Annotated in this window: 24 protein-coding genes and 1 pseudogene; 9 read left to right on the top strand and 16 right to left on the bottom strand. The window is 71.9% G+C overall.

Going from position 1 to position 25,527, the window contains the following annotated elements:
• Positions 1 to 3: 3 nt before the first annotated feature.
• Both ABZS58_RS29670 and ABZS58_RS29665 read left to right on the top strand, forming a co-directional pair.
• Positions 4 to 492, top strand: a complete 489-nt coding sequence (locus ABZS58_RS29670) for a SigE family RNA polymerase sigma factor (protein WP_354786511.1) — start codon at positions 4 to 6, stop codon at positions 490 to 492.
• On the top strand, positions 489 to 1,760 hold the full coding sequence (locus ABZS58_RS29665) for a hypothetical protein (protein ID WP_354786510.1): 1,272 nt from the start codon (positions 489 to 491) through the stop codon (positions 1,758 to 1,760). The genes ABZS58_RS29670 and ABZS58_RS29665 overlap by 4 nt, the downstream gene beginning before the upstream one ends.
• 79 nt (positions 1,761 to 1,839) lie before the next feature.
• Here ABZS58_RS29665 and ABZS58_RS29660 read toward each other — a convergent pair whose 3' ends face one another.
• The 8 genes from ABZS58_RS29660 to ABZS58_RS29625 form a co-directional block, all read right to left on the bottom strand.
• Positions 1,840 to 2,976 (bottom strand): ABC transporter substrate-binding protein, encoded by a 1,137-nt coding sequence (locus ABZS58_RS29660; protein WP_354786509.1) that lies wholly within the window; start codon positions 2,974 to 2,976, stop codon positions 1,840 to 1,842.
• A 20-nt stretch (positions 2,977 to 2,996) separates the two neighbouring features.
• Positions 2,997 to 3,755 (bottom strand): ABC transporter permease, encoded by a 759-nt coding sequence (locus ABZS58_RS29655; RefSeq protein WP_354786508.1) that lies wholly within the window; start codon positions 3,753 to 3,755, stop codon positions 2,997 to 2,999.
• An 82-nt stretch (positions 3,756 to 3,837) separates the two neighbouring features.
• Positions 3,838 to 4,596: an ABC transporter ATP-binding protein gene (locus tag ABZS58_RS29650; protein WP_354786507.1), complete on the bottom strand. Its 759-nt coding sequence runs from the start codon at positions 4,594 to 4,596 to the stop codon at positions 3,838 to 3,840.
• Positions 4,593 to 5,453: an ABC transporter permease subunit gene (locus ABZS58_RS29645; RefSeq protein WP_354786506.1), complete on the bottom strand. Its 861-nt coding sequence runs from the start codon at positions 5,451 to 5,453 to the stop codon at positions 4,593 to 4,595. Before ABZS58_RS29645 ends, ABZS58_RS29650 begins: the two co-directional genes overlap by 4 nt.
• A complete protein-coding gene (locus ABZS58_RS29640) occupies positions 5,450 to 6,448 on the bottom strand; it encodes a TIGR03842 family LLM class F420-dependent oxidoreductase (RefSeq protein WP_354786505.1) in 999 nt (332 codons plus the stop codon). Before ABZS58_RS29640 ends, ABZS58_RS29645 begins: the two co-directional genes overlap by 4 nt.
• A 3-nt stretch (positions 6,449 to 6,451) precedes the next feature.
• Positions 6,452 to 7,936: a CoA-acylating methylmalonate-semialdehyde dehydrogenase gene (locus tag ABZS58_RS29635; RefSeq protein ID WP_354786504.1), complete on the bottom strand. Its 1,485-nt coding sequence runs from the start codon at positions 7,934 to 7,936 to the stop codon at positions 6,452 to 6,454.
• A gap of 11 nt (positions 7,937 to 7,947) precedes the next feature.
• Positions 7,948 to 9,351 (bottom strand): dihydropyrimidinase, encoded by a 1,404-nt coding sequence (gene hydA / locus ABZS58_RS29630; protein WP_354786503.1) that lies wholly within the window; start codon positions 9,349 to 9,351, stop codon positions 7,948 to 7,950.
• A gap of 82 nt (positions 9,352 to 9,433) precedes the next feature.
• Positions 9,434 to 10,273 (bottom strand): nitrilase-related carbon-nitrogen hydrolase, encoded by an 840-nt coding sequence (locus ABZS58_RS29625; RefSeq protein WP_354786502.1) that lies wholly within the window; start codon positions 10,271 to 10,273, stop codon positions 9,434 to 9,436.
• Between the two features lie 146 nt (positions 10,274 to 10,419).
• On the opposite strand from ABZS58_RS29625, the gene ABZS58_RS29620 reads away from it, so the two are divergent.
• On the top strand, positions 10,420 to 11,808 hold the full coding sequence (locus tag ABZS58_RS29620; protein WP_354786501.1) for an aminotransferase class I/II-fold pyridoxal phosphate-dependent enzyme: 1,389 nt from the start codon (positions 10,420 to 10,422) through the stop codon (positions 11,806 to 11,808).
• A 432-nt stretch (positions 11,809 to 12,240) separates the two neighbouring features.
• Here ABZS58_RS29620 and ABZS58_RS29615 read toward each other — a convergent pair whose 3' ends face one another.
• A complete protein-coding gene (locus ABZS58_RS29615) occupies positions 12,241 to 13,347 on the bottom strand; it encodes an acetate kinase (protein WP_354786500.1) in 1,107 nt (368 codons plus the stop codon).
• 18 nt (positions 13,348 to 13,365) lie between these two features.
• Between ABZS58_RS29615 and pta the strand changes: the two genes are divergently transcribed.
• Together pta and ABZS58_RS29605 are read left to right on the top strand one after the other, a co-directional pair.
• Positions 13,366 to 15,438, top strand: a complete 2,073-nt coding sequence (gene pta / locus ABZS58_RS29610) for a phosphate acetyltransferase (protein ID WP_354786499.1) — start codon at positions 13,366 to 13,368, stop codon at positions 15,436 to 15,438.
• Entirely contained in the window at positions 15,435 to 15,785 is a 351-nt protein-coding gene (locus ABZS58_RS29605) for a VOC family protein (RefSeq protein ID WP_354786498.1), read from the top strand. Before pta ends, ABZS58_RS29605 begins: the two co-directional genes overlap by 4 nt.
• Before the next feature lie 480 nt (positions 15,786 to 16,265).
• Here ABZS58_RS29605 and ABZS58_RS29600 read toward each other — a convergent pair whose 3' ends face one another.
• Entirely contained in the window at positions 16,266 to 17,003 is a 738-nt protein-coding gene (locus ABZS58_RS29600) for a M23 family metallopeptidase (RefSeq protein ID WP_354786497.1), read from the bottom strand.
• Positions 17,004 to 17,195: 192 nt separating this feature from the next.
• On the opposite strand from ABZS58_RS29600, the gene ABZS58_RS29595 reads away from it, so the two are divergent.
• The gene (locus ABZS58_RS29595) at positions 17,196 to 17,822 is read left to right on the top strand and encodes an ATP-dependent Clp protease proteolytic subunit (protein ID WP_354786496.1); all 627 of its coding nucleotides are present in this window, start codon (positions 17,196 to 17,198) and stop codon (positions 17,820 to 17,822) included.
• A gap of 52 nt (positions 17,823 to 17,874) precedes the next feature.
• Positions 17,875 to 18,492 (top strand): ATP-dependent Clp protease proteolytic subunit, encoded by a 618-nt coding sequence (locus ABZS58_RS29590; protein WP_354786495.1) that lies wholly within the window; start codon positions 17,875 to 17,877, stop codon positions 18,490 to 18,492.
• A 273-nt stretch (positions 18,493 to 18,765) separates the two neighbouring features.
• Here the strand turns inward: ABZS58_RS29590 and ABZS58_RS29585 are convergent.
• From ABZS58_RS29585 to ABZS58_RS29560, 6 genes and pseudogenes are all read right to left on the bottom strand, one after another.
• Positions 18,766 to 18,966: pseudogene (locus ABZS58_RS29585) on the bottom strand (helix-turn-helix transcriptional regulator); the annotation flags it as partial.
• Positions 18,967 to 19,087: 121 nt separating this feature from the next.
• On the bottom strand, positions 19,088 to 19,375 hold the full coding sequence (locus ABZS58_RS29580) for a hypothetical protein (RefSeq protein ID WP_354786494.1): 288 nt from the start codon (positions 19,373 to 19,375) through the stop codon (positions 19,088 to 19,090).
• A 44-nt stretch (positions 19,376 to 19,419) separates the two neighbouring features.
• Positions 19,420 to 19,554: a hypothetical protein gene (locus ABZS58_RS29575; RefSeq protein WP_354786493.1), complete on the bottom strand. Its 135-nt coding sequence runs from the start codon at positions 19,552 to 19,554 to the stop codon at positions 19,420 to 19,422.
• An 84-nt stretch (positions 19,555 to 19,638) separates the two neighbouring features.
• On the bottom strand, positions 19,639 to 20,229 hold the full coding sequence (locus ABZS58_RS29570; protein WP_354786492.1) for a DUF305 domain-containing protein: 591 nt from the start codon (positions 20,227 to 20,229) through the stop codon (positions 19,639 to 19,641).
• A gap of 5 nt (positions 20,230 to 20,234) precedes the next feature.
• Positions 20,235 to 21,035 carry a lytic polysaccharide monooxygenase gene (locus tag ABZS58_RS29565; RefSeq protein WP_354786491.1) on the bottom strand — a complete coding sequence of 267 codons (801 nt, stop codon included), beginning with the start codon at positions 21,033 to 21,035 and terminating at the stop codon, positions 20,235 to 20,237.
• Between the two features lie 90 nt (positions 21,036 to 21,125).
• Positions 21,126 to 22,412: an NAD(P)/FAD-dependent oxidoreductase gene (locus ABZS58_RS29560; RefSeq protein ID WP_354786490.1), complete on the bottom strand. Its 1,287-nt coding sequence runs from the start codon at positions 22,410 to 22,412 to the stop codon at positions 21,126 to 21,128.
• 87 nt (positions 22,413 to 22,499) lie between these two features.
• Between ABZS58_RS29560 and ABZS58_RS29555 the strand changes: the two genes are divergently transcribed.
• Together ABZS58_RS29555 and ABZS58_RS29550 are read left to right on the top strand one after the other, a co-directional pair.
• Complete coding sequence (locus tag ABZS58_RS29555) at positions 22,500 to 23,657, top strand: MFS transporter (protein ID WP_354786489.1); 1,158 nt, start codon at positions 22,500 to 22,502, stop codon at positions 23,655 to 23,657.
• A gap of 389 nt (positions 23,658 to 24,046) precedes the next feature.
• Positions 24,047 to 25,504 carry an SDR family NAD(P)-dependent oxidoreductase gene (locus ABZS58_RS29550; protein WP_354786588.1) on the top strand — a complete coding sequence of 486 codons (1,458 nt, stop codon included), beginning with the start codon at positions 24,047 to 24,049 and terminating at the stop codon, positions 25,502 to 25,504.
• The last annotated feature ends 23 nt before the right edge of the window (positions 25,505 to 25,527 follow it).

Raw genomic sequence — 25,527 nt, 5'->3', positions numbered from 1 at the left:
ACGGTGACGTTCGACGATTTCGTCCGGGGCGAGCTCGATGCGCTGACCCGGTCGGCGTACCTACTGACCGGTGACCGCCAGGACGCCGAGGACCTCGTGCAGACGGTCCTGGCGAAGCTGGCGGTGCGCTGGCAGCGGATCGACGACCCGGCCGCGTACGCCCGGCGGGTCCTCTACACGCAGTCGGTCAGCTGGTGGCGGCGGCGCGGGTCACGGGTCCCGGAGACGCTGACCGGCGACCCGCCGGAGCGTCCCGCGCCGCCGGGCGGCGAGCCGGAGCTGGCGATGGTGATGCGGCACGCCCTGGCCCGGCTGACCCCGAAGCAGCGGGCGGTGCTGGTCCTGCGCTTCTACGAGGACTGCACCGAGGCGGAGACCGCGGCGCGGCTCGGGGTGCGGCTCGGCACGGTGAAGAGCCAGACCCGGCACGCCCTGGACCGGCTGCGGATCCTGGCCCCCGAACTGACCACGGTCCTGGAGGTGACCACATGACCAATGTCCGTGCGGGGCTGCGCGCCCTGGCCGACCGGGCGCCGCGCGGCTCGCTGCCCGACGGGTTCTACGAGGCGGCGCGGGCCAGGCACCGGGGGCGGCGGGCGGCGGCGCTCGCGGCCGTGGCGGTGCTGCTCGTCGTCGTCGGGGCCGGCTGGGCGGTCCGGGCGGGCGGTGGCCCGTCCGTGCCGGCCGGCGGCTCCGGGCCGGGCATCGCGACCGAGCTGCCGGTGCCCCCCTGGTACACGGGCAGCGGCGGGCTCGGGGTCACCGCCGCCGTCTACGGCGGGCCGGCGACGACCGGCGACTGGCAGGAGGGCCGCCTGGCCGGGCTGAGCGCCGACGGCGACCGCGTCCGGGTCCTCGGCGGCGCCGTCTACGCCGCGCCGGGCTTCGAGGTGCTGCTGTCCCCCGACGGCACCCGCATCGCCCACGATGGCACGGTCAGCTCGCTCACCGGCGGCGCCGACATCCGGGTGCCGGGCGAGGTGCGGGCGTTCTCGCCCGACGGCACGCTGGTCGTATACCAGTCCGGCGGCACCGTCGGCGTGCACGACCTGGCCCGGCACACCGACGTCGCCCGCGTCGACGTCGGCGGGTCCTGGGTGGTGCCCGGGTTCTCGGCCGCGGTCGCCCCCGGCAACGACCGGCTGGCGCTGATGACGAATCAGGCGGTCTCCGTCTACGACCTGCGCACGTCGAGGCTGCTGTACCTGCTGCGCTGGGCCGACGGCGTGCTCACCGGCCCCGGCGCGTGGCTGCCGGACGGTTCGGCCTTCGCGACGGCGACGCGCACCAACGATGTGTGGACCGTCGCGCTGCACGCCGGCGCCGACGGCACGGTGCTCGCGGACCGCGCGCTCGCCCCGGTTTTCGACGCCCGCTACCTGCGGCTGCTCGGCTGGCGCGCCGACGGCACCGCCGTCGCCGTCGCCGGTGTCCCCGCCCCGGGCGCGGTGTCGCTGGAGAACTCCTGGACCACGGCGTGGGGGCCGTACACGGACCTCGGCTCGTCCGGCGCCCGGCTCGTCGAGATCCGCCCTGACGGCGTCCGGGAGGTGCTGCGGACCCCGGCCGGCGTCCGCGACCTGGACGTGGCCGCGTCCCTCGCGATCGCCGGGTCGTTCCTGCCGCCGGGCGACCCCGGGTTCGGCGCCCGGTCCAACCCGGTCGTCTACGTCAGCAGCATGTGCGTCTTCGTCGGCGGCGCGATGCTCGCCGCGGTGCTCGTCCACCGGCGACGCGTGCGCCGCCGCGACCGGGGGTGACGGACCTGCACGGGTGCGGTGGTGGCCGCGGGGAGCGTCGTCGGACACCCCGGGCGGTCACCACCGCACTGGACGATGGTTACGCGCCGCCGGCCGTCAGGGTGACGGTCTGCGGGGCGAACCCGCTGCCGAGCACGTCGACGCCGGCGGCCTTCGCCGCGTCGACGGCCTTCTGCATGTAGTCGTTGGTGTAGGACAGGCCCTCGGGCTTCTTCTTCAGGACCGTGTCACCGACCTGGTTCTTCGTCGTCATCGAGATGTCGACGGTCTGGTTCCAGGCGGTCTCGTCGATGATGCCGATGCCCTTCGCGGCCGGCCACACGAGCTTGTTGACCTCGTTCATCTGCCACAGCTGGTGGCTCTTGCCGAGCTTGGAGCCCTTCGCGACGACCATGTCGCGGCACTCGTCGGGCTTGTCCCGGCAGTACGCCCAGCCCTTGATGGTGCCGGTGAGGAACTTGACCGTCTGTTCCTGGTATGCCTTGTCCCCGAGCTTGTCGGTGTTGGCCCACACGGCGTCCTGCAGCATCGAGCTGCCGACGGTCTTCCAGTCGATGATCGAGAAGTCCTCCGCCTTGTACAGCGCGCCGGTCGCCGGGTTCGTGGCCTCCAGCAGCTGCGCGTACTCGTTGTAGGACATGGCCTGCGCGACGTCGATCTCCTTCTTCAGCAGCGCCTGCATGTCGAACTGCTGCTGCACGAGGGTGACGTCCTTGCCGGGGTCGAGCCCGGCCTTGGTCATGCCGGCGAAGAGCTCGAACTCGTTGCCGAAGCCCCAGTTGCCGACCTTCTTGCCCTTGAAGTCCGCCGGCGACTTGATGCCGCTGCCGGCGAACGCGACCTGGTAGGTGCCGGACCGGGCGAAGATCTGCCCGACGTCGGTGATCCCGGCGCCCTGCTCCCGTGAGGCCAGGGCCTTCGGTACCCAGGCGACGGCGTAGTCGGCCTTGCCGGTGGCGAGGACGGTCTGCGGGACGATGTCGACGCCGCCTTCGAGCAGCTGCACGTCGAGCCCTTGTTCCTTGTAGAAGCCCTTGTCGACGGCGGCGATGTAGCCGGCGAACTGGGCCTGGAAGAACCACTGCAGCTGCAGCTTCACGGTGGTGAGGCCACCGGCACCGGTGGTTGTCGTCGATGGTGTGTCAGCGGTACCGCAGCCGGCCAGGAGCAGGCCGGCGACGGCGGCGACACTGATGAGGGACCTGGTTCTTCTCATGGGGGTTCCTCCGGGGGAAGCTATGAACGCGTCTTCCAGGGCATTGCGAGACGCTCCAGCAGGAGCGTGGTCAGGTAGAAGACGAGGCCGAGGGCGCAGGCGCCGACCACGAACGCCCACGCTCGGGGATACGCGGTGAACGCGGCGGCGGAGGTGATCCGCGCCCCCAGCCCGTCCTGCAGGCCGCCGAAGTACTCGGCGACGACCGCGGCGATGACGGCGAGGGAGGACGCCTGCCGCAGTCCGGTGAACACGTAGGGCAGCGCGCCGGGCAGGCGCACGAGCCGGGCGAACGTCCAGCTGCCCGCCGCGTAGCTGGCCATCAGCTCGCGGTGGGTCGGGTCGACCTCCCGGAGCCCGCGCAGCGTGTTGATGAAGACCGGGAAGAACACGATGATCCCGGCGACGAGACGCCGCGGCAGGCTGCTGGTGGAGTCGAACATGTTGTTGAGGATCGGGGCGAGCGCGATGATCGGCAGCGCGTTGACGACGGCGGCGTAGGGCACCGCGACGTCGCTGAGCAGCTTCGACCGGCTCGTGGCGAGCGCGGCGAGGACCGCGACGACGGTGCCGCCGATGAGCCCGACGAGGGCGTTGGCGCCGCTGGCGAGGGCGGCGTCGACGACGTTGCCGCGCTGCTCGACCAGCTGCGCCCAGATCGCCGACGGCGCCGGCAGGATGAACGGCGCGACCCGGCCGGCCTTGACGATCAGCTCCCACAGCGCGAGGCCGAGGACGCCGACCAGCACCGGCGGCAGGACCGATCTGACGTATTTCATGCCGCCACCTCCGCTGCGCTCCAGCGTCGGCCTGAGCCAACCTGCCATACCGGTTCGCGGCCCGAGGCGCTCCGCTGGCCGCTCACGCCCGCAGCGCTTTCCGCACGGCGGTGACGTGTTCGAAGTAGGCCGGGGACTGCCTGGCCGCCTCGTCGCGGCCGGGCAGGTCGATGTCGATCGTCGCGGTGATCCGGCCGGGCCGGGCGGACATGACGACGACCTTGTCGGACAGGAACACCGCCTCGGAGATCGAGTGCGTGACGAACACCGTGCTGGTGCCGGTCTTCGCGCAGATCTGCAGCAGCTCCCCCTGCAGCCGCTCCCTCGTCATCTCGTCCAGGGCACCGAACGGCTCGTCCATCAGCAGCAGCGGCGGGTGTACGGCCAGCGCACGGGCGATCGCGACCCGCTGCTGCATACCGCCGGACAGCTGCGCCGGGTAGTGCCCGGCGAAGTCGGCGAGGCCGACGAGCGCGAGCATCTCCTCGGCCCTGGTGCGGCGCTCCGCGCGCCCCACCTTGCGCAGTTCGAGGGGCAGCTCGACGTTGCGCCGCACCGTGCGCCACTCGAAGAGGCCGGCCTGCTGGAAGGCGATGCCGTACTCCTGGTCGCGGCGGGCCTGCGCGGCCGGTTTCCCGGCGACGGTGACGCTGCCCGAGGTAGGGTCGATGAGGTCGGCGATGAGCCGCAGCAGGGTGCTCTTGCCGCACCCGGACGGCCCGATCAGCGACACGAACTGTCCACCGCCGACGGTGAGGTCCACATCGGACAGTGCACGGACCTCGCCGGGACGACCCTGGTTGAACACCTTGCTGACACCGGTGATCGAGACCGCCGTCATATGACGTTCACCTCCACTCGACGCCGGTGACGCATGAGGGGGAGCTCGAGCAGGCTGACGACGCCGGCGACGACGAGGCCGAGGACGGCGGCGCCGAGCATGGCGGTGTAGACCTTCGCGGGGTCAGAGGTGGCCTCCCTGGAGTATTCGATGACGAGCCGGCCGATCCCGCCGCGGGTGCCGGTGGAGATCTCGCCGACGACCGCGCCGACCACGGCGGCGGCACCGGCGAGCCGCAGCGCGGGGAACAGGAACGGCAGCGCGGCGGGCAGCCGCAGCTTGCCGTAGGTGCGCCACCAGCCGGCCGCGTAGCTGCGCATCAGCTCGACACCCGCGTCCGACGGGGACTGCAGGCCGCGCAGCAGCCCGACGGCGACGGGGAAGAACGCGAGGTAGGCGGCGATGACGGCGACCGTCATCCAGTCCTGCCACGGGTAGGGGCCGAACGACAGCGCCCCGCTCCAGCCCGCGACGAGCGGCGCCAGGGCGACGAGCGGAACGGTCTGCGACAGCACGACGTACGGCAGCAGCCCCCGCTCCACGACCCGGAACCGTTGCATGAGCGTCGCGAGGACGAAGCCGATGACCGTACCGGCGACGAAACCGACGGCCGTGACACCCAGGGTGAACAGGCACGCGTCGAACACCACCTGCCAGACGGGCCGGCCGCCGGTCAGCTCGGGCCGGCCCAGGCGCTGCGCGACCGTCCACAGGTGCGGCATGGACAGGTCGTCGGCGCGGGGCAGGACCTTCACCCCGAGGACCGCGGTGCCCTCGGGGTTGCCGACCGCCTTGTACCCCTCCCACAACAGGGCGAAGACGATCAGCCCCCCGAGGGCACCGAGGATCCTTCTCATGCGGAGAATGCCGGGATGACGTGCTCGCCGTACGCCTGCAACGTCGAGGATTTCGCGTCGTGCTGCAGGTACACCGCGAACTGGTCGACGCCGAGGTCCTTGAGTTCGGCGAGACGCCTCAGGTGCTCCTCGACCGGGCCCAGGACGCAGAACCGGTCGATGATCTCGTCGGGCACGAAGTCGGTGTGCGTGTTGCCGGCCCGGCCGTGCTCGGCGTAGTCGTAGCCCTTGCGGCCCTTGATGTAGTCGGTCAGGGCGGTCGGGACGGCGCCGTCGCTGCCGTAGCGTTCGACGATGTCGGCGATGTGGTTGCCGACCATCCCGCCGAACCACCGGGTCTGCTCCCGCTGGTGCGCGAGATCATCGCCGACGTAGGCGGGCGCCGCGACGCAGAACTTGATCGCGGCCGGGTCGCGGCCGGCCTTCGCCGCCGCGTCCCGCACCGCCTTGATCATCCACGCGGCGATGTCGGGGTCGGCGAGCTGCAGGATGTACCCGTCGCCGACCTCGCCGGTGAGCGCCAGGGCCTTCGGCCCGTACGCGGCGACCCACACCTCGAGGCGGCTGTCCGGCGCCCACGCGAACTGCAGGTCCCGGTCGCGCAGGTGGGCCTGCCGGCCGTTGCCGAGCTCCCGGATGACCTGGACGCATTCGCGCAGCTCGGCGAGGGTCGTCGGCCGGCTGCCGAGGACCCGCACGGCGGAGTCACCGCGGCCGATGCCGCAGACGGTGCGGTTGCCGTACATCTCGTTGAGGGTGGCGAACAGCGACGCGGTCACGGTCCAGTCGCGGGTGCCGGGGTTGGTGACCATCGGCCCCACGATCACCCGTTCGGTGTCGGCGAGGATCTTGCTGTAGATGACGAACGGCTCCTGCCACAGCACGTGCGAGTCGAACGTCCACACGTGGCTGAACCCGGCCGCCTCGGCCTGTTTCGCGAGCTCCACCACCTGCATCGCAGGCGGGTCACACTGGAGCACCACCCCTACGTCCATGCGTCACCTCACCTTGGGGAAGCCCAGGTCGACCTCTGACGTGGCCGGGTCGGGCCAGCGCGAGGTGACGACCTTGCTGCGCGTGTAGAACTGGATGCCTTCGGGCCCGTACATGTGCAGGTCGCCGAAGAGCGAGGACTTCCAGCCGCCGAAGCTGTAGTAGGCGACCGGCACCGGGACGGGCACGTTGACGCCGACCATGCCGCAGACGACGTCGTACTGGAACTGCCGGGCGGCGCCGCCGTCGCGGGTGAAGATGGCGGTGCCGTTGCCGTACTCGTTGTCGTTGACGAGTTTCAGCGCCTCGTCGTAGGTGTCTGTTCTGACGACGGACAGGACCGGGCCGAAGATCTCGTCCTTGTACAGCGGGGAATCGGTGCTGACCTTGTCCACCAGGGACGCGCCGAGGAAGAAGCCGGGGCCGCTGCTGACCGGGGCGTCCCGGCCGTCGACGACGACCTCGGCCGTTCCGGCGTTCTCCAGGTAGCCGGCGACCTTGTCGCGGTGCTCGCGGGTGATGAGCGGGCCCATCTCCGCGGACGGGTCGCTGGCCGGGCCGACCGCGATCCGGCCGATCCGCTCGCTGATCGCGGCGACCAGGGGGTCGGCGACGGCGCCGACGGCGACGACGACCGAGATCGCCATGCACCGTTCGCCGGCCGAGCCGTACCCGGCGGAGACGGCGGCGTCCGCGGCGCTGTTGATGTCCGCGTCGGGCAGGACGACCATGTGGTTCTTCGCGCCGCCGAGCGCCTGGACCCGCTTGCCCGCCTTCGTGCCGGCCTCGTAGACGGCCTTCGCGATCGGGGTGGAGCCGACGAAGCTCAGCGCCTGCACGTCCGGGTGGCTCAGCAGCGTCTCGACGGCCTCCCGGTCGCCCTGCACGACGTTGAACACGCCGTCGGGCAGGCCCGCCTGGCGCAGCAGGTCGGCGAGGAGCAGCGAGACGGACGGGTCCTTCTCGCTCGGTTTGAGCACGAACGTGTTGCCGCAGACGAGCGCGTTGGCGAACATCCACATCGGGACCATCGCCGGGAAGTTGAACGGGGTGATCCCGGCGACGACACCGAGCGGCTGACGGATCGAGTACACGTCGACGCCGTTGGACGCCTGCTCGCTGTAGCCGCCCTTGAGCAGGTGCGGGGCGCCGGTCGCGAACTCGATGTTCTCCAGGCCGCGGGCGACCTCGCCGCCGGCGTCGGCTTCCGTTTTGCCGTGCTCCCTGCTGACCAGCGCCGCGATCTCCTTGCGGTTGGCGTCGACGAGGTCGCGGAACCGGAACATCACCTCGGCGCGGCGGGACAGCGACGCCGCCCGCCACGCGGGGAACGCTTTCAGGGCGCTGGCGACCGCCCTGTTCGTCTCGTCGGCGGTGGCGGCGACCACGTATGCCTGCTGCTCGCCGGTCGCCGGGTCCCAGACCGGCAACTGCCTGCCACTGGTGCCCTCGACGGCGGCACCGTCGAGCCAATGCTTGATCTCACGCATGTGTGTTGCCCTCAGATCAGGTAGTCGGAGAGTCCGCGGCGGACGAACTGCCCATGGCCCTTGGCGCCGTGGTACGCGCCGCCGGAGACGATCACCCGGCCGCGGGACATGACGGTGTCGACCTTCCCGGCGATCTCGTAGCCTTCCCAGGCGGAGTGGTCCATGTTCATGTGGTGCGTCTCGACGCCGATGCGGGTGCGGGCCGCCGGGTCGTACAGGACGATGTCCGCGTCGGAGCCGGGCGCGATGATGCCCTTGCGCGGATACAGGCCGAACATCCGGGCGGGGGTCGTGGCGATCGTCTCCACCCAGCGGGCGAGGCTGAGCTTGCCGTCGACGACACCCTGGTACAGCAGGTCGACGCGGTGCTCGACGCTGCCGATGCCGTTGGGGATCTTCGAGAAGTCGCCGACGCCGAGCTCCTTCTGGTCCTTGAAGCAGAAGGGGCAGTGGTCGGTGGACACGACCGACAGGTCGTTGGTGCGCAGCCCCTGCCACAGGTCGGCGCGGTGCGTCCCGTGCTTGCTGCGCAGCGGCGTCGAGCAGACCCACTTGGCGCCCTCGAAGCCGGGCGCGCCGAGCTGGTCCTCCAGGGTCAGGTACAGGTACTGCGGGCACGTCTCGGCGAACACGTTGCGGCCGAGGTCGCGGGCGGCGGCGACCTGCTCGAGGGCCTTGCTGGCGGACAGGTGCACGATGTACAGCGGGCAGTCGGCGGCGACCCCGGCGAGCCAGATGGCGCGGCTGGTCGCCTCCGCCTCCAGGGCCTCGGGACGGGTGAGGCCGTGGTGGATCGGGTCGGTCTCGCCGCGTTCCAGGGCCTGCTTCACGAGCACGTCGATGGCGGGGCCGTTCTCCGCGTGCATCATGATCATGGCGCCGTTGTCGCGGGCCTTCTGCATCGCCCGCAGGATCTGGCCGTCGTCGCTGTAGAAGACACCCGGGTACGCCATGAACAGCTTGAAGCTCGTGATGCCCTCATCGGTGACGAGGGTGTCCATCGCCTTGAGCGACTCGTCGTCGACGCCGCCGAGGATCATGTGGAAGGCGTAGTCGACGTGACAGTTACCGTCGGCTTTGCCGTGCCACGCGGCGAGCCCGTCCTGGACGACCTCGCCGGTGCGCTGGACGGCGAAGTCGATGATGGTGGTGGTGCCGCCCCACGCGGCGGCGCGGGTGCCGGTGTCGAACGTGTCGCTGGCGAACGTGCCGCCGAACGGCAGCTCCATGTGGGTGTGCGCGTCGACGGCGCCCGGGATGACGTACTTGCCGGTCGCGTCGATCGTCTCGAAGTCACCCTCGGCCGGACCCTGGCCCGGCGCGAACACGGCCGACACCTGCTCCCCGACGACGAGGACGTCCGCCGGGATCGCACCCGTGGGACCGATCACGGTCCCGCCCTTGATGAGGATCATCGCGCCGCCTCCGCTTCGCTCCGGCAGCGCTCAAGACGCTGAGCTTCCCGGTGAGCGGCGTCTCCACCGCGCTGCGCGCCGCTCACGGCTTCACCAGGTCCTCGTACGCGTCCGGGCGGCGGTCCCGGTAGAACTGCCATCGGTCCCGGACCTCGGCGAGGAGACCCAGGTCCAGGTCACGGACGATGAGTTCGGGGTTGTGCGCGTCGCCGACCTCGCCGACGAACTTGCCCTCGGGGTCGACGAAGTACGACGTGCCGTAGAAGTCGTTCTCGCCGAGGTCCTCGATGCCGGTGCGGTTGATCGCGCCGATGAAGTACTCGTTGGCCACGGCGCTCGCCGGCTGCTCCAGCTGCCACAGGTACGCGGACAGGCCGCGGCTGGTCGCGGACGGGTTGAACACGATCTGCGCGCCGTTCAGCCCGAGGGCGCGCCAGCCCTCCGGGAAGTGCCGGTCGTAGCAGATGTACACGCCGACCTTGCCGACCGCCGTGTCGAAGACGGGGTAGCCGAGGTTGCCGGGCCGGAAGTAGAACTTCTCCCAGAACCCCTTCACCTGCGGGATGTGGTTCTTGCGGTACTTGCCGAGGTACCGGCCGTCCGCGTCGAGCACGGCGGCGGTGTTGTACAGCACGCCCGGCTGCTCCTGCTCGTACATCGGCAGCACCATCACCATGCCCAGCTCACTCGCCAGGGCCTGGAAGCGTTCGGTGGTGGGGCCGGGGATGGACTCGGCGTACTCGTAGTACGCCTTGTCCTGCACCTGGCAGAAGTACGGTCCGTAGAACAGCTCCTGGAAGCAGATCACCTTCGCGCCCTGCGCTGCGGCCTGCCGGGCGTAGTCCTCGTGCGCCTTGATCATCGATTCTTTGTCGCCGGTCCAGCTCGTCTGAACGATCGCGGCGCGGATGACGTCTGCCATGGCTGCCCCTCTCTGGCCAGTCCACTGTGTCCTGCTGCGGCTTCTGCGGCTTTGACCTTGTATCGGGTCGGATGCCGTAGGACACTAACGACACAAATCTAGGCGGACAATGGTCCAAGCGTTACAGAATGTTTCGGAGATGTAATTTGCTCGCGCTCATCGCCGGGGCGGTCGACGACCGCAGCGCCCGGGGAATCGCCGCCGCCGTCAGCCGGCTGGTGACCGCCGGGACGCTGCCCGCGGGCTCCCGCCTGCCGACCGTCCGGGACGTCGCGCGCGAGCTCGGCATCAGCCCCACCACCGTGTCGGAGGCGTGGCGCAGCCTGGCCCGCGCCGGCGCCATCCAGACCCGCGGCCGCTCCGGCACGTTCGTCGCCACGCCCTCGCTGCCCCGCCAGCGGCTGCGGTACGCGCAGCTCGGCGGCCGCGTCGGCGAGCTCGGCGCGGGTCTCGTGCGGGACTATTCGACCGGCGTGCCCGACTACGACCTGCTGCCGTCCCTGACCGACGCGCTGCGCCGCATCGGCGACGCCCGGCTGACCACCAGCTACCTCGACGGCGCCGTCCTGCCCTCACTGGAGACCGTGCTGCGTTCCCGCTGGCCGTTCCCCCCTGCCCAGATCACGGTCGTCGACGGCGCCATGGACGCCCTCGACCGCATCACCGGCACCGTCATCCGCTTCGGCGACCACGTCCTGGTGGAGAACCCCGCGTTCCCGCCGATGCTGGACCTGCTCGAGGCGGTCGGCGCCACGGTCGTCGGCGTCGCCATCGACGAGCACGGGATGCGCCCCGACGACCTCGCCTCCGCACTGGCCGCTTACGATCCGGTCGCCGTCTACCTGCAGCCCCGCGCCCACAACCCGACCGGCGCCAGCATGACCCAGGCCCGCGCCGACAAGCTCGCCCGCGTCCTGGCCCGCCACCCCGCCGTCACGATCATCGAGGACGACCACGCCGGCGACATCGCCACCGCGCCCCCGGTCAGCCTCGGCCGCCGCCTGCCCGACCGCACCGTGCACGTGCTCAGCTTCTCCAAGAGCCACGGCCCGGACCTGCGCCTCGCCGCGATCGGCGGCCCGGCCGACGTGGTCACCGCCGTCACCGACCGCCGCCTCCTCGGCCCGGGCTGGTCCAGCCGCCTGCTCCAGGCCGTCCTCGTCGAGCTCCTCACCGATCCGTCCACAGTGGACCAGATCGCGCACGCCCGCGACGAGTACGCCCGCCGCCGCACCCTCCTGCTCGACGCCCTCGACACCCGCGGCGTGACCGCCACCGCCGGCGATGGCATCAACCTCTGGATGGCCGTCGCCAACCAGCAGGTGGCGATGCTGACCCTCGCCGCGCACGGGATCGCGGTCGCCCCCGGCGCCCCGTTCGAGGTCAGCCACCTCGACAGCGACCACGTCCGGGTCACCGTGGGCCTGGTCCGCGACGGCTTCGACGACCTCGCCGACGTCCTCGCCGAAGCCGCCGGCGCCACCACCCGCGGCAGCGGCCCCAGGACCGCCAACCACCCCCGCGGCTGGCGCTGACCCAAGCCAGCCACCACGGCATCCGCGACCGCGACCGCGACCGCATCTGCGACGGCGACGGCGACGGCGACGGCGACGGCGACGGCGTTTCGACCGCATCGGCGTTGGCGTTTCGAGCGCTTCGGTGGTCGCGCGTGGCCTGCCGATGACGTCCTGGAAGCCGAGCAGGTCCGGGCTGCCGGCGAAGCATCGACTGGAGTCAGATCGGGGCCGGCGTGCCTGACCGCTTCACAACCGAGCCTACCCGGCCGCAGGAAATTGATCTCCGACGACGCTACACACCGTAGTTTACCCTGCGTCCGGCCCATTCCATGACGTCACCCAGCGCGGCGACCGGCATGCGCGGTGTGAGCGGCCGGCCGGGGATGCGCCGGCGGTAGTTGACCTTGGAGACTTTGGCTCGCCAGGGTGAGTCAAAGTCTCCAAGGTCAACTACGGGCCCAGCCGTGCGTGGACCTGCTCGGCGATGGCGAGTTCCTCGTCGGTCGGCACCACGCAGACCGTCACGCGGGCGTCGTCCGGGGAGATCACCGAAGCGTGCGCAGCGTTGCGGTCCGCGTCGACCGTGATCCCCCACGAGGACAGGCCTTCAAGCGCAGCCGCGCGGACCGGAGCCGCGTGCTCGCCGACACCCGCCGTGAAGACGATCGCGTCGAGGCGGCCCAGCACGGCGTGATACGCGCCGACGTACTTGCGGATGCGGTGGCAGTACACGTCGAAGGCCAGTGACGCGTCCGGGTCGCCGGCGGCGCGGCGGGACAGGACGGTGCGCATGTCGTTGGCGCCGGACAGCCCCTTCAGCCCGCCGTGGCGTTGCAGCTGCTCCTCGGCGGCGGCGGAGGACAGGCCCGCGGCGCGGTGCAGGTAGCTCAGGACGGCCGGGTCGACGTCGCCGGAGCGGGTGCCCATGACGAGACCTTCGAGCGGGGTGAGGCCCATCGACGTCTCGACGCTCGCACCGCCCCGGATCGCGGTGGCGCTGGCGCCGTTGCCCAGGTGCAGCACGATCATGTTGAGCTCGGCGAGCGGGCGGCCGAGCAGTTCCGCGGTACGGCGGGACACGATGTCGCACGAGGTCCCGTGGAACCCGTACCGGCGGATCCCGAACCGGGCCGTGAGGTCGCGGTCCAGCGCGTAGGTGCGGGCCGCGGCAGGCAGCGTCGCGTGGAAGGCGGTGTCGAACACGGCGACGTGCGGCACGCCGGGCAGCGCCGCGCGGGCCGCTTCGATGCCGGCGATGCCGCCCGGGTTGTGCAGCGGTGCGAGCGGCGTCAGCTCGTGCAGTACCGACAGCATCGCGTCGTCGACGAGGGCCGGCTCGGTGAACCGGGAGCCGCCGTGCACGACCCGGTGCCCGACGGCGTCGATCCCGGAGGTGTCGAGCCCGCCGAGGATCTCCTCGAGGGCGGCCGCGTGGTCGGGCACGCCACCGGGCTCACCGATCCGCTCGACGGTCCCGCGCTGCCCCGCCGACGGATCCGCGACGTCGACGACGCGAAACTTCACCGACGACGAGCCGCTGTTGAGCACGAGGATCATGACAGGCAGACTACTGCTGTGGCACGCATCGTGTATCTGGTCGAGCACGGCCCCGGATCCGGCAAGTCCGCCGTCGCGCTCGGCCTCGCCGAGCTGCTGTCGCGGAAGGTGCCCCGGATCGGGGTGTTCCGGCCGTTCGTGGACGGGGCTGCGCCGGATCCGACGTTGTCGCTGCTGCGGTCGCGGTACCACATCGGCATGGACCATCAGGAGCTCTTCGGCGTCACGGCGGCCGAGGCGGCGCGGATGCTGTCCGCGGGCGACGGTGAGGGCCTCGTCGGGCGGATCGTGGAACGCTTCCGGCCGATCGCCCGCGACCACGACGCGGTGGTGGTCATCGGCAGCGACCTGGACGACGAGCAGTCCCCGACGCTCGCGCTCAACGCCCGCCTCGCCAACGAGTTCGGCGCGGTCGTCGTCGCGGTGGTCAACGGCGCCGACCTGGACGACGACACGGCCGGGTCGGTGGCGCGGCAGGCGTACCACGCCCTCGTCGACCATGACGTGACCGTCGCGGCGGTGGTGGTCAACAAGTCGTCCGTGAAGCCGCCGGAGCTGCCGGTGCCGTGCTACTCGATCCCCAACGTGGCGACGGTCGCGGCGCCGACGGTCGCGGAGGTGGCGGCGGCGCTGGGCGCGAAGGTCCTCAGCGCCGGGCCGGCGTCCCTCGAACGGGACGTGCTCGACTACGTCGTCGGCGCCGCGCAGGTGCCGGCCCTCCTGTCGCACCTGACCGCCGGCTGTCTGCTGATCACGCCCGGCGACCGGGCCGACCTGCTCGTCGCCGCGGCGGCCGCGCACGCGTCGGGCACCGTGCCGCTGGCCGGGATCGTGCTCACGCTCGGGATCGCGCCGGACCCGGCGGCCCTGGCGCTGTTCGAGCGGCTCGACACGGGTCTGGCGGTGCTGTCGGTGCCGGCGGCGAGCTACGACACCATCGCGGCGTCGACGCGGATGGAGCACCGGCTCGGGCCGGACAACCCGCGGAAGGTGGCGGCGGCGCTCGGGGCGTTCGAGTCGCACGTCGACACGGCGGCGCTCGCGGCGGCGCTGGAGCTGACGGCGTCGACGCGGGTCACGCCGCTCATGTTCGAGTACGACCTGATCGACCGGGCGCGGGCGGCGCGGCGGCACCTGGTGCTGCCCGAGGGCACCGAGGAGCGGATCCTGCGGGCGGCGGACATCCTGCTGCGGCGGGGTGTGGCCGCGTTGACGCTGCTGGGTGATCCTGCTGTGATCGCCGCGAAGGCGCGGGACCTCGGTCTGGACATCTCGGCTGCGGCGGTGATCGACCCGGCCGTGTCGCCGCTGCTGGAGCGCTTCGCACCGATCTACGCGGAACTCCGCGCGCACAAGGGCGTGACGCTGGATCTGGCCCGGGACGTGGTGCGGGACGTCAGCTACTTCGGGACGATGATGGTGCACCTCGGCCTCGCCGACGGCATGGTCTCCGGCGCGACGCACACCACCGCCGCCACGATCCGCCCCGCGTTCGAGATCATCAAGACGGTGCCGGGCCTGGGCGTGGCGTCCAGCGTGTTCTTCATGCTCCTGCCCGACCGTGTCCTGGTGTACGGCGACTGCGCCGTCAACCCGGACCCCGACGCCGAGCAGCTGGCGGACATCGCCCTGTCGTCGGCCACGACCGCCGCCCAGTTCGGGATCGACCCCAGGGTGGCGATGCTGTCGTACTCGACCGGGACGTCCGGCGCCGGCGCCGACGTGACGAAGGTGGCCTCCGCGACCTCGCTCGTCCGCACCCGCCGCCCCGACCTGCCCGTGGAGGGCCCGATCCAGTACGACGCCGCCGTCGACCCCTCGGTGGCCGCCACGAAGCTGCCCGGCAGCGCCGTCGCCGGCCAGGCGACCGTCTTCGTCTTCCCCGACCTGAACACCGGGAACAACACCTACAAGGCCGTGCAACGCTCGGCGGGCGCGGTCGCCGTCGGCCCCGTCATGCAGGGCCTGCGCAAACCCGTCAACGACCTCTCCCGCGGCGCGACCGTCAAGGACATCGTCAACACCGTCGCGATCACCGCCATCCAGGCTCAGGGTTTTTTGTCGGACCCGTCGGGCACGATGGGGGGATGACGGCGAAACTCACCTCGGTGGTGCTCGACTCCCCCGACCCGCAGGCCCTCGCCCGCTTCTATTCCGAGCTGCTCGACCTGCCGGTCACCCGGGTCGACAGCGACTGGGTCGACATCGGCGACGGCACGACGAAGCTCAGCTTCCAGCTCGCGCCGGACTTCCGGCCGCCGCTGTGGCCCGACCCCAACTTCCCCCAGCAGATCCACCTCGACATCCAGGTCGACGACATCGACGCCGCCGAGTCCCAGGTCCTGCGCATGGGCGCGACCCTGCTCTCCACGAAGGAGGCCGGCTTCCGCGTCTACAGCGACCCGTCGGGCCACCCGTTCTGCCTCTGCTACGACTGACCCGCCGTGCCCGGCTTGCCTCTGCTACGACCGACCCGCCGCGCCCGGCCTGCCCCCTGCACGACTGACCCGTCGCGCCTGGCCTGCCCTACCGATCCGTCGCGCCTGGCCTGCCCCTGCACGGACCCGTCGCGGCCGTTCTGCCTCTGCTACGACCGATCCGTAGTGCCTGGCAGGGATGGACGCTTCGCGCCCGCTGCGGCCATGACCCGCCATGGCCGGCCCGGTGCGGCCGGTCGCGACTGGCCAGGTCGACAGGCTTGACTCGACCTCGTCAGCGCATTCGACCCCGGGCAACGGACGACAAGCCCGGCGCGGACGACGAGCCCCGTCGGTGGCGGCGTTCTGCTTCTCCGAGCGTAATACCGCTTACCTAATTGACCTTCGAAGCCGTCACCCAGTGTAGTACCCGCTGACCGGCGGCATCGACGGGCGTGACGGAACGGAGTCAGAGGATTTGCGGAGGGTAGTTCAGGGTGCCTATGGGTTGGTCAGGGGTTTGGTGGGGCAGCCGTGCTGCTGCTGCCACTTGTCGATGTCGGCGACCGGGGACTTCGCGGTGCCGGCCTTCCAGGCGTCCAGGTAGGACCACGGCCAGATCACACCGCGGCGGGTCCACCAGTCGCCGGTCTTCTGGCAGGCCGGGGACAGGCCGAAGTGGATGTGGCAGGCGCTGGCGTCGCCGGTGCGGCCGATCTTGGCCACCGGCTGACCGGCCCTGACCACGGCGCCGGCGTCGATGCCCTGGTCGATCGCGGAGAAGTGGGACATGTAGTAGCGCACGCCGTCGCCGCCGAGGATCGACACGGACAGGCCGCCGCGGGTCGCGCCGTCGTTGGCCTTCGCGGTCCACGTGTCGGTGCGGGCAACCTCAAGGACCGTGCCGTCGACGGGTGAGACCGCCGTCAGGCCGCAGGCGGCGATGATGTCGCTCGCCGGGTAGTCGTGGTGGGTCCGGCCGTAGGACGCCTTGCCCTGCACCGGAAACGCGTGTTTGACCGCCTGCCCACCGGCGGCGCCGCTCGCACCGGCACCCGGCGCGCCCGAGGTGCCCTGCGACGGGGCCCCTGACGCGCCCTCGGCGATCTGCCGTCCGGGCGACTCGGACGCGTTCGCCATGGTGGAGGCGGTGGACGGGGCAGGGTCGCCGCCACAGCCGGCGGCGCCGAGCGCCACCAGCGCGACGGCACCGGCAAGCCTGGTGCGCAGCGCAAACATCGCCCGCCACCCTACGCCCCCGCGGCAACCACCCGCACCACGGAGGCCTGCCGACCGCACTCCAGCGCCGGCCCGGCGCACACCCGCCCGCTCCGACGAACCCGCCCGCTCTGCTGACAGCAGAGGCGCTTGGCCCCGGGCGTCCAGGGATCCCATGGTGGATCGACAAGGTCCGAGCGCGAGGAGAAGATCATGCAGTACGCCACCGGGTTGACCGCGATGCACGCGGGGACGCTCGACGACCAGGTCGCCGCGCAGTTGCTGTACCAGCGCATCATCGTCCTCGGCACGGAGGTCGACGATCAGGTCGCCAACCGGCTGTGCGGGCAGTTGCTGCTGCTGTCGGCGGAGGACCCGCGCAGCGACATCAGCCTGTACATCAACTCGCCGGGCGGCTCGGTGAGCGCGGGGCTGGCGATCTACGACACGATGCGGCTGATCCCCAACGACGTGAGCACGCTCGCGATGGGCCTGGCGGGCAGCATGGGGCAGTTCCTGCTGTCCGGTGGGGCGCCCGGGAAGCGGTTCAGCCTGCCGCACGCGCAGATCCTGATGCACCAGGGGTCGGCGGGGTTCGGGGGCACCGCGGCCGACGTCGAGATCTACGCCGAGCAGCTGGAGCGGATCGGCGCCACGCTCATCAGGCTGATCGCCGAGCACAGCGGGCAGCCGGTGGAGACGGTGGAGCGGGACAGCCGCCGGGACCGCTGGTTCACCGCGGAGGAGGCGCTGGGCTATGGCCTCATCGACCACATTCTGGAAGAGGTCGCCGATGTACGGCCCGCGGTCGCCCAGCGCATGGCGGGGCTGGGCGCATGAGCGGCGCAGCGGTCGCTTCAGGCCGGTGCCGGAGCACGGCGGAGGTGCACCGATGAGCCAGTACACGATTCCGACGGTGGTGGAGAAGACGCCGAACGGGGAGCGGGCGTACGACATCTACTCGCGGTTGCTCTCGGAGCGGATCATCTTCATCGGGACCGAGATCGACGACGGCGTCGCCAACGTGGTCATCGCGCAGCTGATCCACCTGGAGTCCGACAGCGAGCGGGAGATCGGGCTGTACATCAACTCGCCGGGCGGCTCGTTCAGCGCGCTCACCGCGATCTACGACACGATGCAGTTCGTGCGGTGCGACATCTCGACGATCTGTGTCGGGCAGGCGGCGTCGGCGGCCGCGGTGCTGCTCGCGGCGGGCGCGCCGGGGCGGCGGTCGGTGCTGCGGCACGCGAAGGTGACGCTGCACCAGCCGTCCAGCCAGGCCCGGGGCACCCTGCCCGACCTGGCGGTGCAGGCCAGGGAGCTGGCGAGGGTCCGAGCCGAGATGAACGAGATCCTCAGCGAGCACACCGGTCAGCCGGCGTACAAGATCCGCGCCGACACCGACCGGAGCATGACCCTGTCCGCGGCCGACGCCGTCGCCTACGGCATCGCCGACCAGGTCGTCACCAACCGCGCGGCCCGCCCCCTGCAACAGGCCCTGGCAGCCTGACCACGCGAGCCGGCGGCAAGCGCCAAAAGCCCGACCACGCGAGCCGGCGGCAAGCGCCAAAAGCCCGACCACGCGAGCCGGCGGCAAGCGCCAAAAGCGTGACCACGCGAGCCGGTCACCGCCGCAAGCGCCAAAGCCTGATCAGGCGGCCAGCAGGACGACCCCTCCGGGCCGCTGCGCGGCGGGCCGGAGGGCCGGTGGCGGTGCGACAGTGCCGAGCAGCGGCCGGAGGCGGACGACGGGGGCGCGGTCGTCGAGCAGGTCGCGCCCCACCTCGGCGAGCAGGTCGGCGAGGTCGATGCGCAGCGCGTCGCACACCGCGGCGAGGACCTCGGAGCTGGCCTCCTTGCGGCCGCGCTCCACCTCCGACAGGTAGGGCATCGAGACGCACGCGTCGCCGGCCACCTCGGCCAGGGTGCGGCCCTGCGCCAGACGGTGGCGGCGCAGCACGTCGCCGACGAGCGCGCGCAGCAGCGGACGGGTGCGCCGCCCGCCGGGCCCGAGGTGTGCCACATCCGCCACGCGGTCACCATACCCACGCCCGGCGGCGCGCCAATACCACTGCGACGGCCGTTCCGCCGCGGGCGTAACCGATCTACACGGCAGCGGGCAGGATCGCGATCAACTGCGTGGGGGGTTCCAGGGCGTCGACGAGCGTGTCGCCCTCCAGCCACAGGCCGCCGGCGCGGCAGACCAGCGCCGCCGCGGCCTCGACGGGGCAGGGCAGGAGCGCGCCGCAGGCGCCGCAGCGGGCCGGGTCGTCGGGATCGCGCTCGAGGTGGCGGGTCTGGAGTTCGGCGGCGGTCGTGACGAGGACGCTGTCAGGGTCGAGGTGCAACATGCCGATGATGTTGCCGCTGGTACCGCCGCCGGCCGTCGTCACAAATCGGGTGAAAGACCTGCGTGCGGCCGATCACCCGGTGGTGCTCAGTGGGTCGGCTTGCCGGTCCCGGCGCACTGGCCGGAGGCACCGTCGGCGTGGTGCGAGGGGGCGGGGGCGCCGGCGTTGACGTGGACCTTCGCGTCGCAGACCGGGCAACGGCTGGTGGCTTCGGAAGACATGGCGGGCATCCTTTCGACAGGTAGGGCCGGACGAGGGTCTGATTCCCCTCGTCCGGCCCGTTCGAACATGCCGGCCGCAGCGTGTCAGCCGCTGACCAGCACCAGCATCTGCTGGATCTGCTGGGTGCGGGACAGCTCGATGCGCTCCGCGAACTGCTTCACGGTCGTGTTCTGACCGTTGGTCCTCATCTGCTGCGCCATCTCGACCGCGTTGTGCTGGTGGGCGATGAGCAGGTTGAGGAACTTCATCTCGAAGTCGGCGCCGGACGCGTCCCGCAGGGCCTGGAGCTGTTCCTCGCCGGTGGCCGCCTGACCGCCGTGCGCGGCGTGGCTGCTGTGGTCGTCGCTGCCGGTGGCCTGCTCGTTCCAGCCGGTGAGCCAGCCGGTCATCCGGTCGACCTCTTCGGCCTCGGTGACGTCGACGGCGCCGGCGAGGTTGACGACGTCCTCGCGGACGCCCTTGGTCTTGCCGAGTTTCAGCATCTCCAGGCCCTGCCGCTGGTGGCCGATCATCATCTGCAGGAACAGCACGTCGTACGCGTTGTGCGGGCCCTCGGCGACGGCCGCGACGCCCTGCGGGACGGCGGCGGCGGGGGCCGCGGGGGCGCCGACGTCCTTGCAGCCGGTGAGCAGCAGCGCCGAGGCGACGAGGGCGGCGAGCAGGACACGGGTCACGGCGGTCACACCGGCAGCCAGAGGGCGAGGGTGTAGATCGGTTCCCAGGTGTAGATCGACGTGTGGGCCTGGCGGCACTGGTACCTGCGGCCGTCGTACGTGACGGTGTCACCGACCCGGTAGGTGACGCCGGCGGCCCAGGCGGCGCCGCTCGGCGCGGGCGGCTTCGTGGTGGTCGGCGCCTTGGTCGGGGTCTTCGAGGCGGTTGCGGTGGCCGTCGGCTTCGGTGACGCCGTCGTGGTGGTCGGCCTGGGTGAGGCGGTCGCGGTGGGTGTGGGCGTCGAACCGCCGCCGCCGCTGCCGATCTGCAGGTCGACGCAGTTGTAGAAGGCGTTCACCGTGTCCGCGATGTTCCACACCGCGAGGACCGTCTGCCGCCCCGAGTACCCGGCGAGGCTCACCTGGTGCGACACGGTCGCGTTCGGCTGCTTGCCGCCGTCGTTGAACTGCGCGATACGCGTGTTGCCGATGAAGTAGTCCCAGGTGCTCGTCGAGTGCCGGGCGGTCAGGACCCAGTTGAACGTGACCGACGAGCCGACGGAGGTGGCCGGCCAGTTGCGGCCGTTGTCGTTGAGGACCGCGAACTCGGGCTTCCCCGCGTTGCAGTTCTTCTGCCCCTTCGGCCCTTCGACGCTCTGCGGTTCGTACTGGATGGGGCCGCAGTCGGCGACCTTCTTCTGCGCGCACAGTGCCTGCCGGCTCGGCGGGGACGACACGTATCCGTGTGCGGACGCGGGCGAGCCGAACCACAGGGTCCCGGCCGTCGCACCCAGGGCAACCAGCGGATAGAGCACGGATCTACGCATCGGAAACTACCTTCCACACCATTGTTCGCGGGTGTGGAAAACGTATCTGAGCTGCGCTTAACGAGCCCTTCTGCGATTTGCAAATCTCGCCTAACGCGCATTTATGGCGGCTTTAAGCGAGGTGTCCGGGAGGAGTCCGAAGCCGGTCGCGGGCCGCCCGGCGACGACGTCGAGGAGCCAGTCGGCGGCGACCCGGGCCCGGGCCCGGTTCCCCGGCAGCGAGATGAGGTGGTATGCCCGGGTGACCGCCTTGGCCGGCACACCCGACAGCGGGATGCGCAGCGGGTTCGCCGCCGCGTCCGGGCCGCCGAGGTCGACCAGGAAGCCGAGGTCGTTGTGCTTGTACCGGCGCCGCCGCCCGATCCCGAACGACGCGACCACGTTGTGCGCGGCGAGCGCCCCCTGACGCACGGCGTGCTGGGCGGTCATCGGGGTCAGCCGGCCGGGCCGGGTCAGGTCGGGCACGGCGGCGGCGTCGCCGCAGGCGAACAGGTCCGGATACCCGGGCACCGTCAGGTACTCGTCGACGACGAGCCGCCCCTGCTCGGTGCGCAGGCCCAGGTCCTCGACGAGCGGGTCGGGCCGCACGCCGACGCACCAGACGAGGGTCCGGGTCGGCAGGACCCGGCCGTCGGTGAGCCGCACCCGGTCGTCGAGGGCCTCCGCGACGGTGCACCCGGTGAGGACCTCGACACCGCGGTCGCGCAGCACCCGGTCGGCGGTGCGGGACAGCCGCGGCGACAGCTCCGGCAGGACCCGCGGCGCGGTGTCCAGCAGCAGCCAGCGGACCTGCGCCCCGTCGAGCGCCGGTTGGTGGCGCAGCAGCTCGCGGACCGCGAGCCGGCCGTGCGCGGCGACCTCCGTGCCGGTGTACCCGGCGCCGACGACCACGAATGTCAGCCGGGCCGCACGCTCCGCCGGGTCGTCCGTCGCGGCGGCCAGCTCGACCTGCCGGATCAGGTGGTCGCGCAGGTACAGCGCCTCCGGGATGCCGCGGAAGCCGTGCGCGTGCTCGGCGATCCCCGGGACCGGCAGGAGCTTGTTGACGCTGCCCGCGGCCAGGACGAGCCGGTCGTACCGCAGCACCCCGGCCCGGCCCTCCGGGTCGTGGTGGCGGACCTCGCGCCGGTCCGGGTCGACGTGGACCGCCTCCCCGAGCACGACCCGCACCCCCGGCAGCGCCGCGGGCAGCGACACCGCCACCCGGCGCGGCTCCAGGACCCCGGCCGCGACCTCCGGCAGCAGCGGCAGGTACAGGAAGTAGTCGGTCGGGTTGAGCAGCGTGATCCGTGCCCGGCCGCGGGACGTCCGGGCCAGCCGCCGCGCGGCGCGGAATCCCGCGAACCCGCCGCCGACCACCACGATGTGCGGTGCCATCCGTGCCTCCCCTGAGGGTGCGTCATGAGCGTCACACCGCGATACCCGTCTGGACCCGGCCCACGCCCGCCGCGCATGATCCCTTCCATGCTCACCGTCGTGCTGCGGACCGCACAGGTCGCCAGGGTCCTCGCCGCCAGCACGCTCGGCCGGTTGCCCCTCGGCGCGGCACCTGTCGCGCTGCTGCTCTTCGCCCGCGAGACCCTGTCGATCGGCGCGGCCGGGGCGCTCGTCGGCGTGTACACCGCCGGGATCGCGGTCGGCGGCCCGGTCCTCGCCCGCGTCGCCGACCGGCTCCGCCAGCCACCCGTCATGCTGGCCGGCGCCGCCGTGTCCACCGCCGGGTTCCTGCTCCTCGCCTCCGGCGTGCCGCTGTGGGCGGGTCTGCTCGCCGCGCTCCTCGCCGGGCTCGGCGCCCCGCCGTTCGAGGCCGGGCTGCGTGTCCTGTGGCGGTCGCTGCTCGACGAGGAGCAGGTGCCCACGGCGTACACCCTGGACATCGCGGTGCAGGAGCTCATCTTCATCTTCGGGCCGCTCGTCGCGGGTGCGTCCGTCGCGGCCGGCGGCCCCGTCGCGGGCCTCTACGTGACCGCCGCCCTGCAACTGCTCGGCACCCTCTGGTTCGTCACCACCCCGGTCGTCCGTGGATGGCGCGGTGAGCACGCCGAGCGGCACTGGGCCGGTGCGTTGCGCTCCGGCCGGCTCCGGCTGCTGCTTGTCGCGGTCGTCCTCGTCGGTACGGGGGTGGGCAGCCTTCCCGTCGCGGTCATCGACTACGCGGAGTCCGTCGGCAGCCGGGGCTGGTCCAGCTGGATCCTGGCGGCCCAGGCGACCGGTGCCCTCATCGGCGGCCTCGTCAACACCAGGGTCAAGGTCGACGGGCGGCGGCTGCCGCTGCTCGCGCTGTGCCTGGGTCTCGGCTACGCCCCGCTGCTGCTGACCCCGTCGTCCCCGGTCCTGCTCCTGCTCCTCGCCGTCCTGTCGGGTCTGTTCCTGCCCCCGTTCCTGGCCGCGACGTTCGTCACCGTCGACCGGATCGCCCCGGCCGGGACCGCGGCGGAGGCGTTCGCCTGGGTGGCGACCGCGTTCTCGGTCGGCGCCGCCACCGGCGCGGCCGTCGACGGCGCGATCCTGGACGCCACGACCGGCCCGCGGATCGGCTTTCTGCTGTCTCCGCTGGTCATCGTCCTCGCCGCCCCGCTGCTGATCCCCCTGGCCAGACACGTTCGAGCAGAGAAGAGCTAATTTGTCCGAAATAGCCGAATCATCGGGTTTACTGGATAGTGTCGAAAGCAGCGCGGCGGCCACCGGCAAGTACAACGGGGGACGGCGGACGTCGCGGCAGCGGCGGGTCCGGGGCGGCAATGGCGCCACCCGGGCCCGTTCGGCGTTTCGCGTACAGTTCCGGGGTGACCCCGCACGACCCCACCCTCGTCTCCGCCCCCGCGGCCAGGGCCGACGCGCCCTCCCCCAGGGTCGACCCGTCCGCCCCCGCCCCCTCCGGTGACCACGCCGACGACCTGAGCGGCGCCTTCGACGGCGCCCGGGCGTCCGACGCCGCGTCCGGCGGCACCGCGACCGGCGAAGCCACCGACGCGGGTGCGGCAGGCGCGGGCACGCTCGACGACGGCTTGGTGGCCGGGGTCGACAGCGAGGGCGTGCCGTTCGGGCCCGGGGTCGACCCCGAGCGCCTGGCGATCTGTCTCGCGGTCTTCGACGAGCTGTCGGACCTCCCGCCCGAGCACCCCGACGTGCAACGGGTCCGCAGGGCGACGTCACACCTGTACAAGAGCGTCAAGCGGCAACGGCGCAGCGACCGGCGGGCGGCGATCACCGAGGCCGACCGCGTCGTCACGGCGGCCACCGCGACCGGGGCGCCCGGCCGCATCGACGACGAGACACAGGGCGTCGCGCTGGTCTCGCCCACGATCGGGGCGAGCGCCGGGCAGCTGCTGCGGGCCAGGTCCTGCTACACGTGCAAGGAGCGGTACGTCGACGTCGACGCGTTCTACCACCAGCTGTGCCCGACGTGCGCGACGCTCAACCGGCAGCGGCGGGACGCGCGGACGGACCTGACGGGGCGGCGGGCGCTGCTGACCGGCGGGCGGGCGAAGATCGGCATGTACATCGCGCTGCGGCTGCTGCGCGACGGTGCGCACACGACGATCACGACGAGGTTCCCGAACGACGCGGTGCGCCGGTTCGCGGCGATGCCCGACAGTGCGGACTGGCTGCACCGGTTGCGGATCATCGGCATCGACCTGCGTGACCCGGCGCAGGTCGTCGCGCTCGCCGACGACGTCGCCGCGCAGGGCACCCTCGACATCCTCATCAACAACGCGGCGCAGACGGTGAAGCGGGCGGCAGGCTCCTACGCGCACCTGGTGGCCGCCGAGTCGGTCCCCGTGGAGCTTTCCGGGCCGTTGCCGGAGATGCTGACGTTCCACAAGGCTGACCCGCACGCCGAGCTGACCCTCGAGGCCGGTCCCGCCGCGATCATCCCGCCGCACGCCCTCGCGGCACTCGCGCTGACCACCGGGTCCGCGACGCCGGAGCGGATCGCGGCGCTGACCGCGATCGACGCCGGTGGGCTCGTGCCGGATCTCGCGTCGGTCAACAGCTGGACCCAGCGGGTGCACGAGGTCGACCCCCTGGAGCTGCTCGAGGTCCAGCTGTGCAACGTGACCGCGCCGTTCATCCTCGTCAGCCGGCTCCGGCCGGCGCTCGCGGCGGCGCCCGCGCGGCGCAAGTACGTGGTGAACGTGTCGGCGATGGAGGGCCAGTTCAGCCGCCGGTACAAGGGACCCGGCCACCCGCACACGAACATGGCGAAGGCCGCGCTCAACATGCTGACCCGCACCAGTGCGGAGGAGATGCTCACCGAGGGCATCCTGATGACCGCCGTCGACACCGGCTGGATCACCGACGAGCGCCCGCACCCGACGAAGATGCGGCTGCACGAGGAGGGCTTCCACGCCCCGCTCGACCTGACCGACGGCGCCGCGCGGGTGTATGACCCGATCGTGCGCGGCGAGCAGGGCGAGGACCTCTACGGCTGCTTCCTGAAGGACTACAACCCGTCAGCCTGGTGAGGAAGCCGGTGCGGAAGGCCGGT

The organism is Dactylosporangium sp. NPDC005555, from assembly GCF_040605635.1.
In the GTDB taxonomy this organism is placed as follows: Bacteria; Actinomycetota; Actinomycetes; order Mycobacteriales; family Micromonosporaceae; genus Dactylosporangium.
Note: the sequence above shows the minus strand (reverse complement) of the source record. Positions and strands in the feature narration are given on the sequence as shown.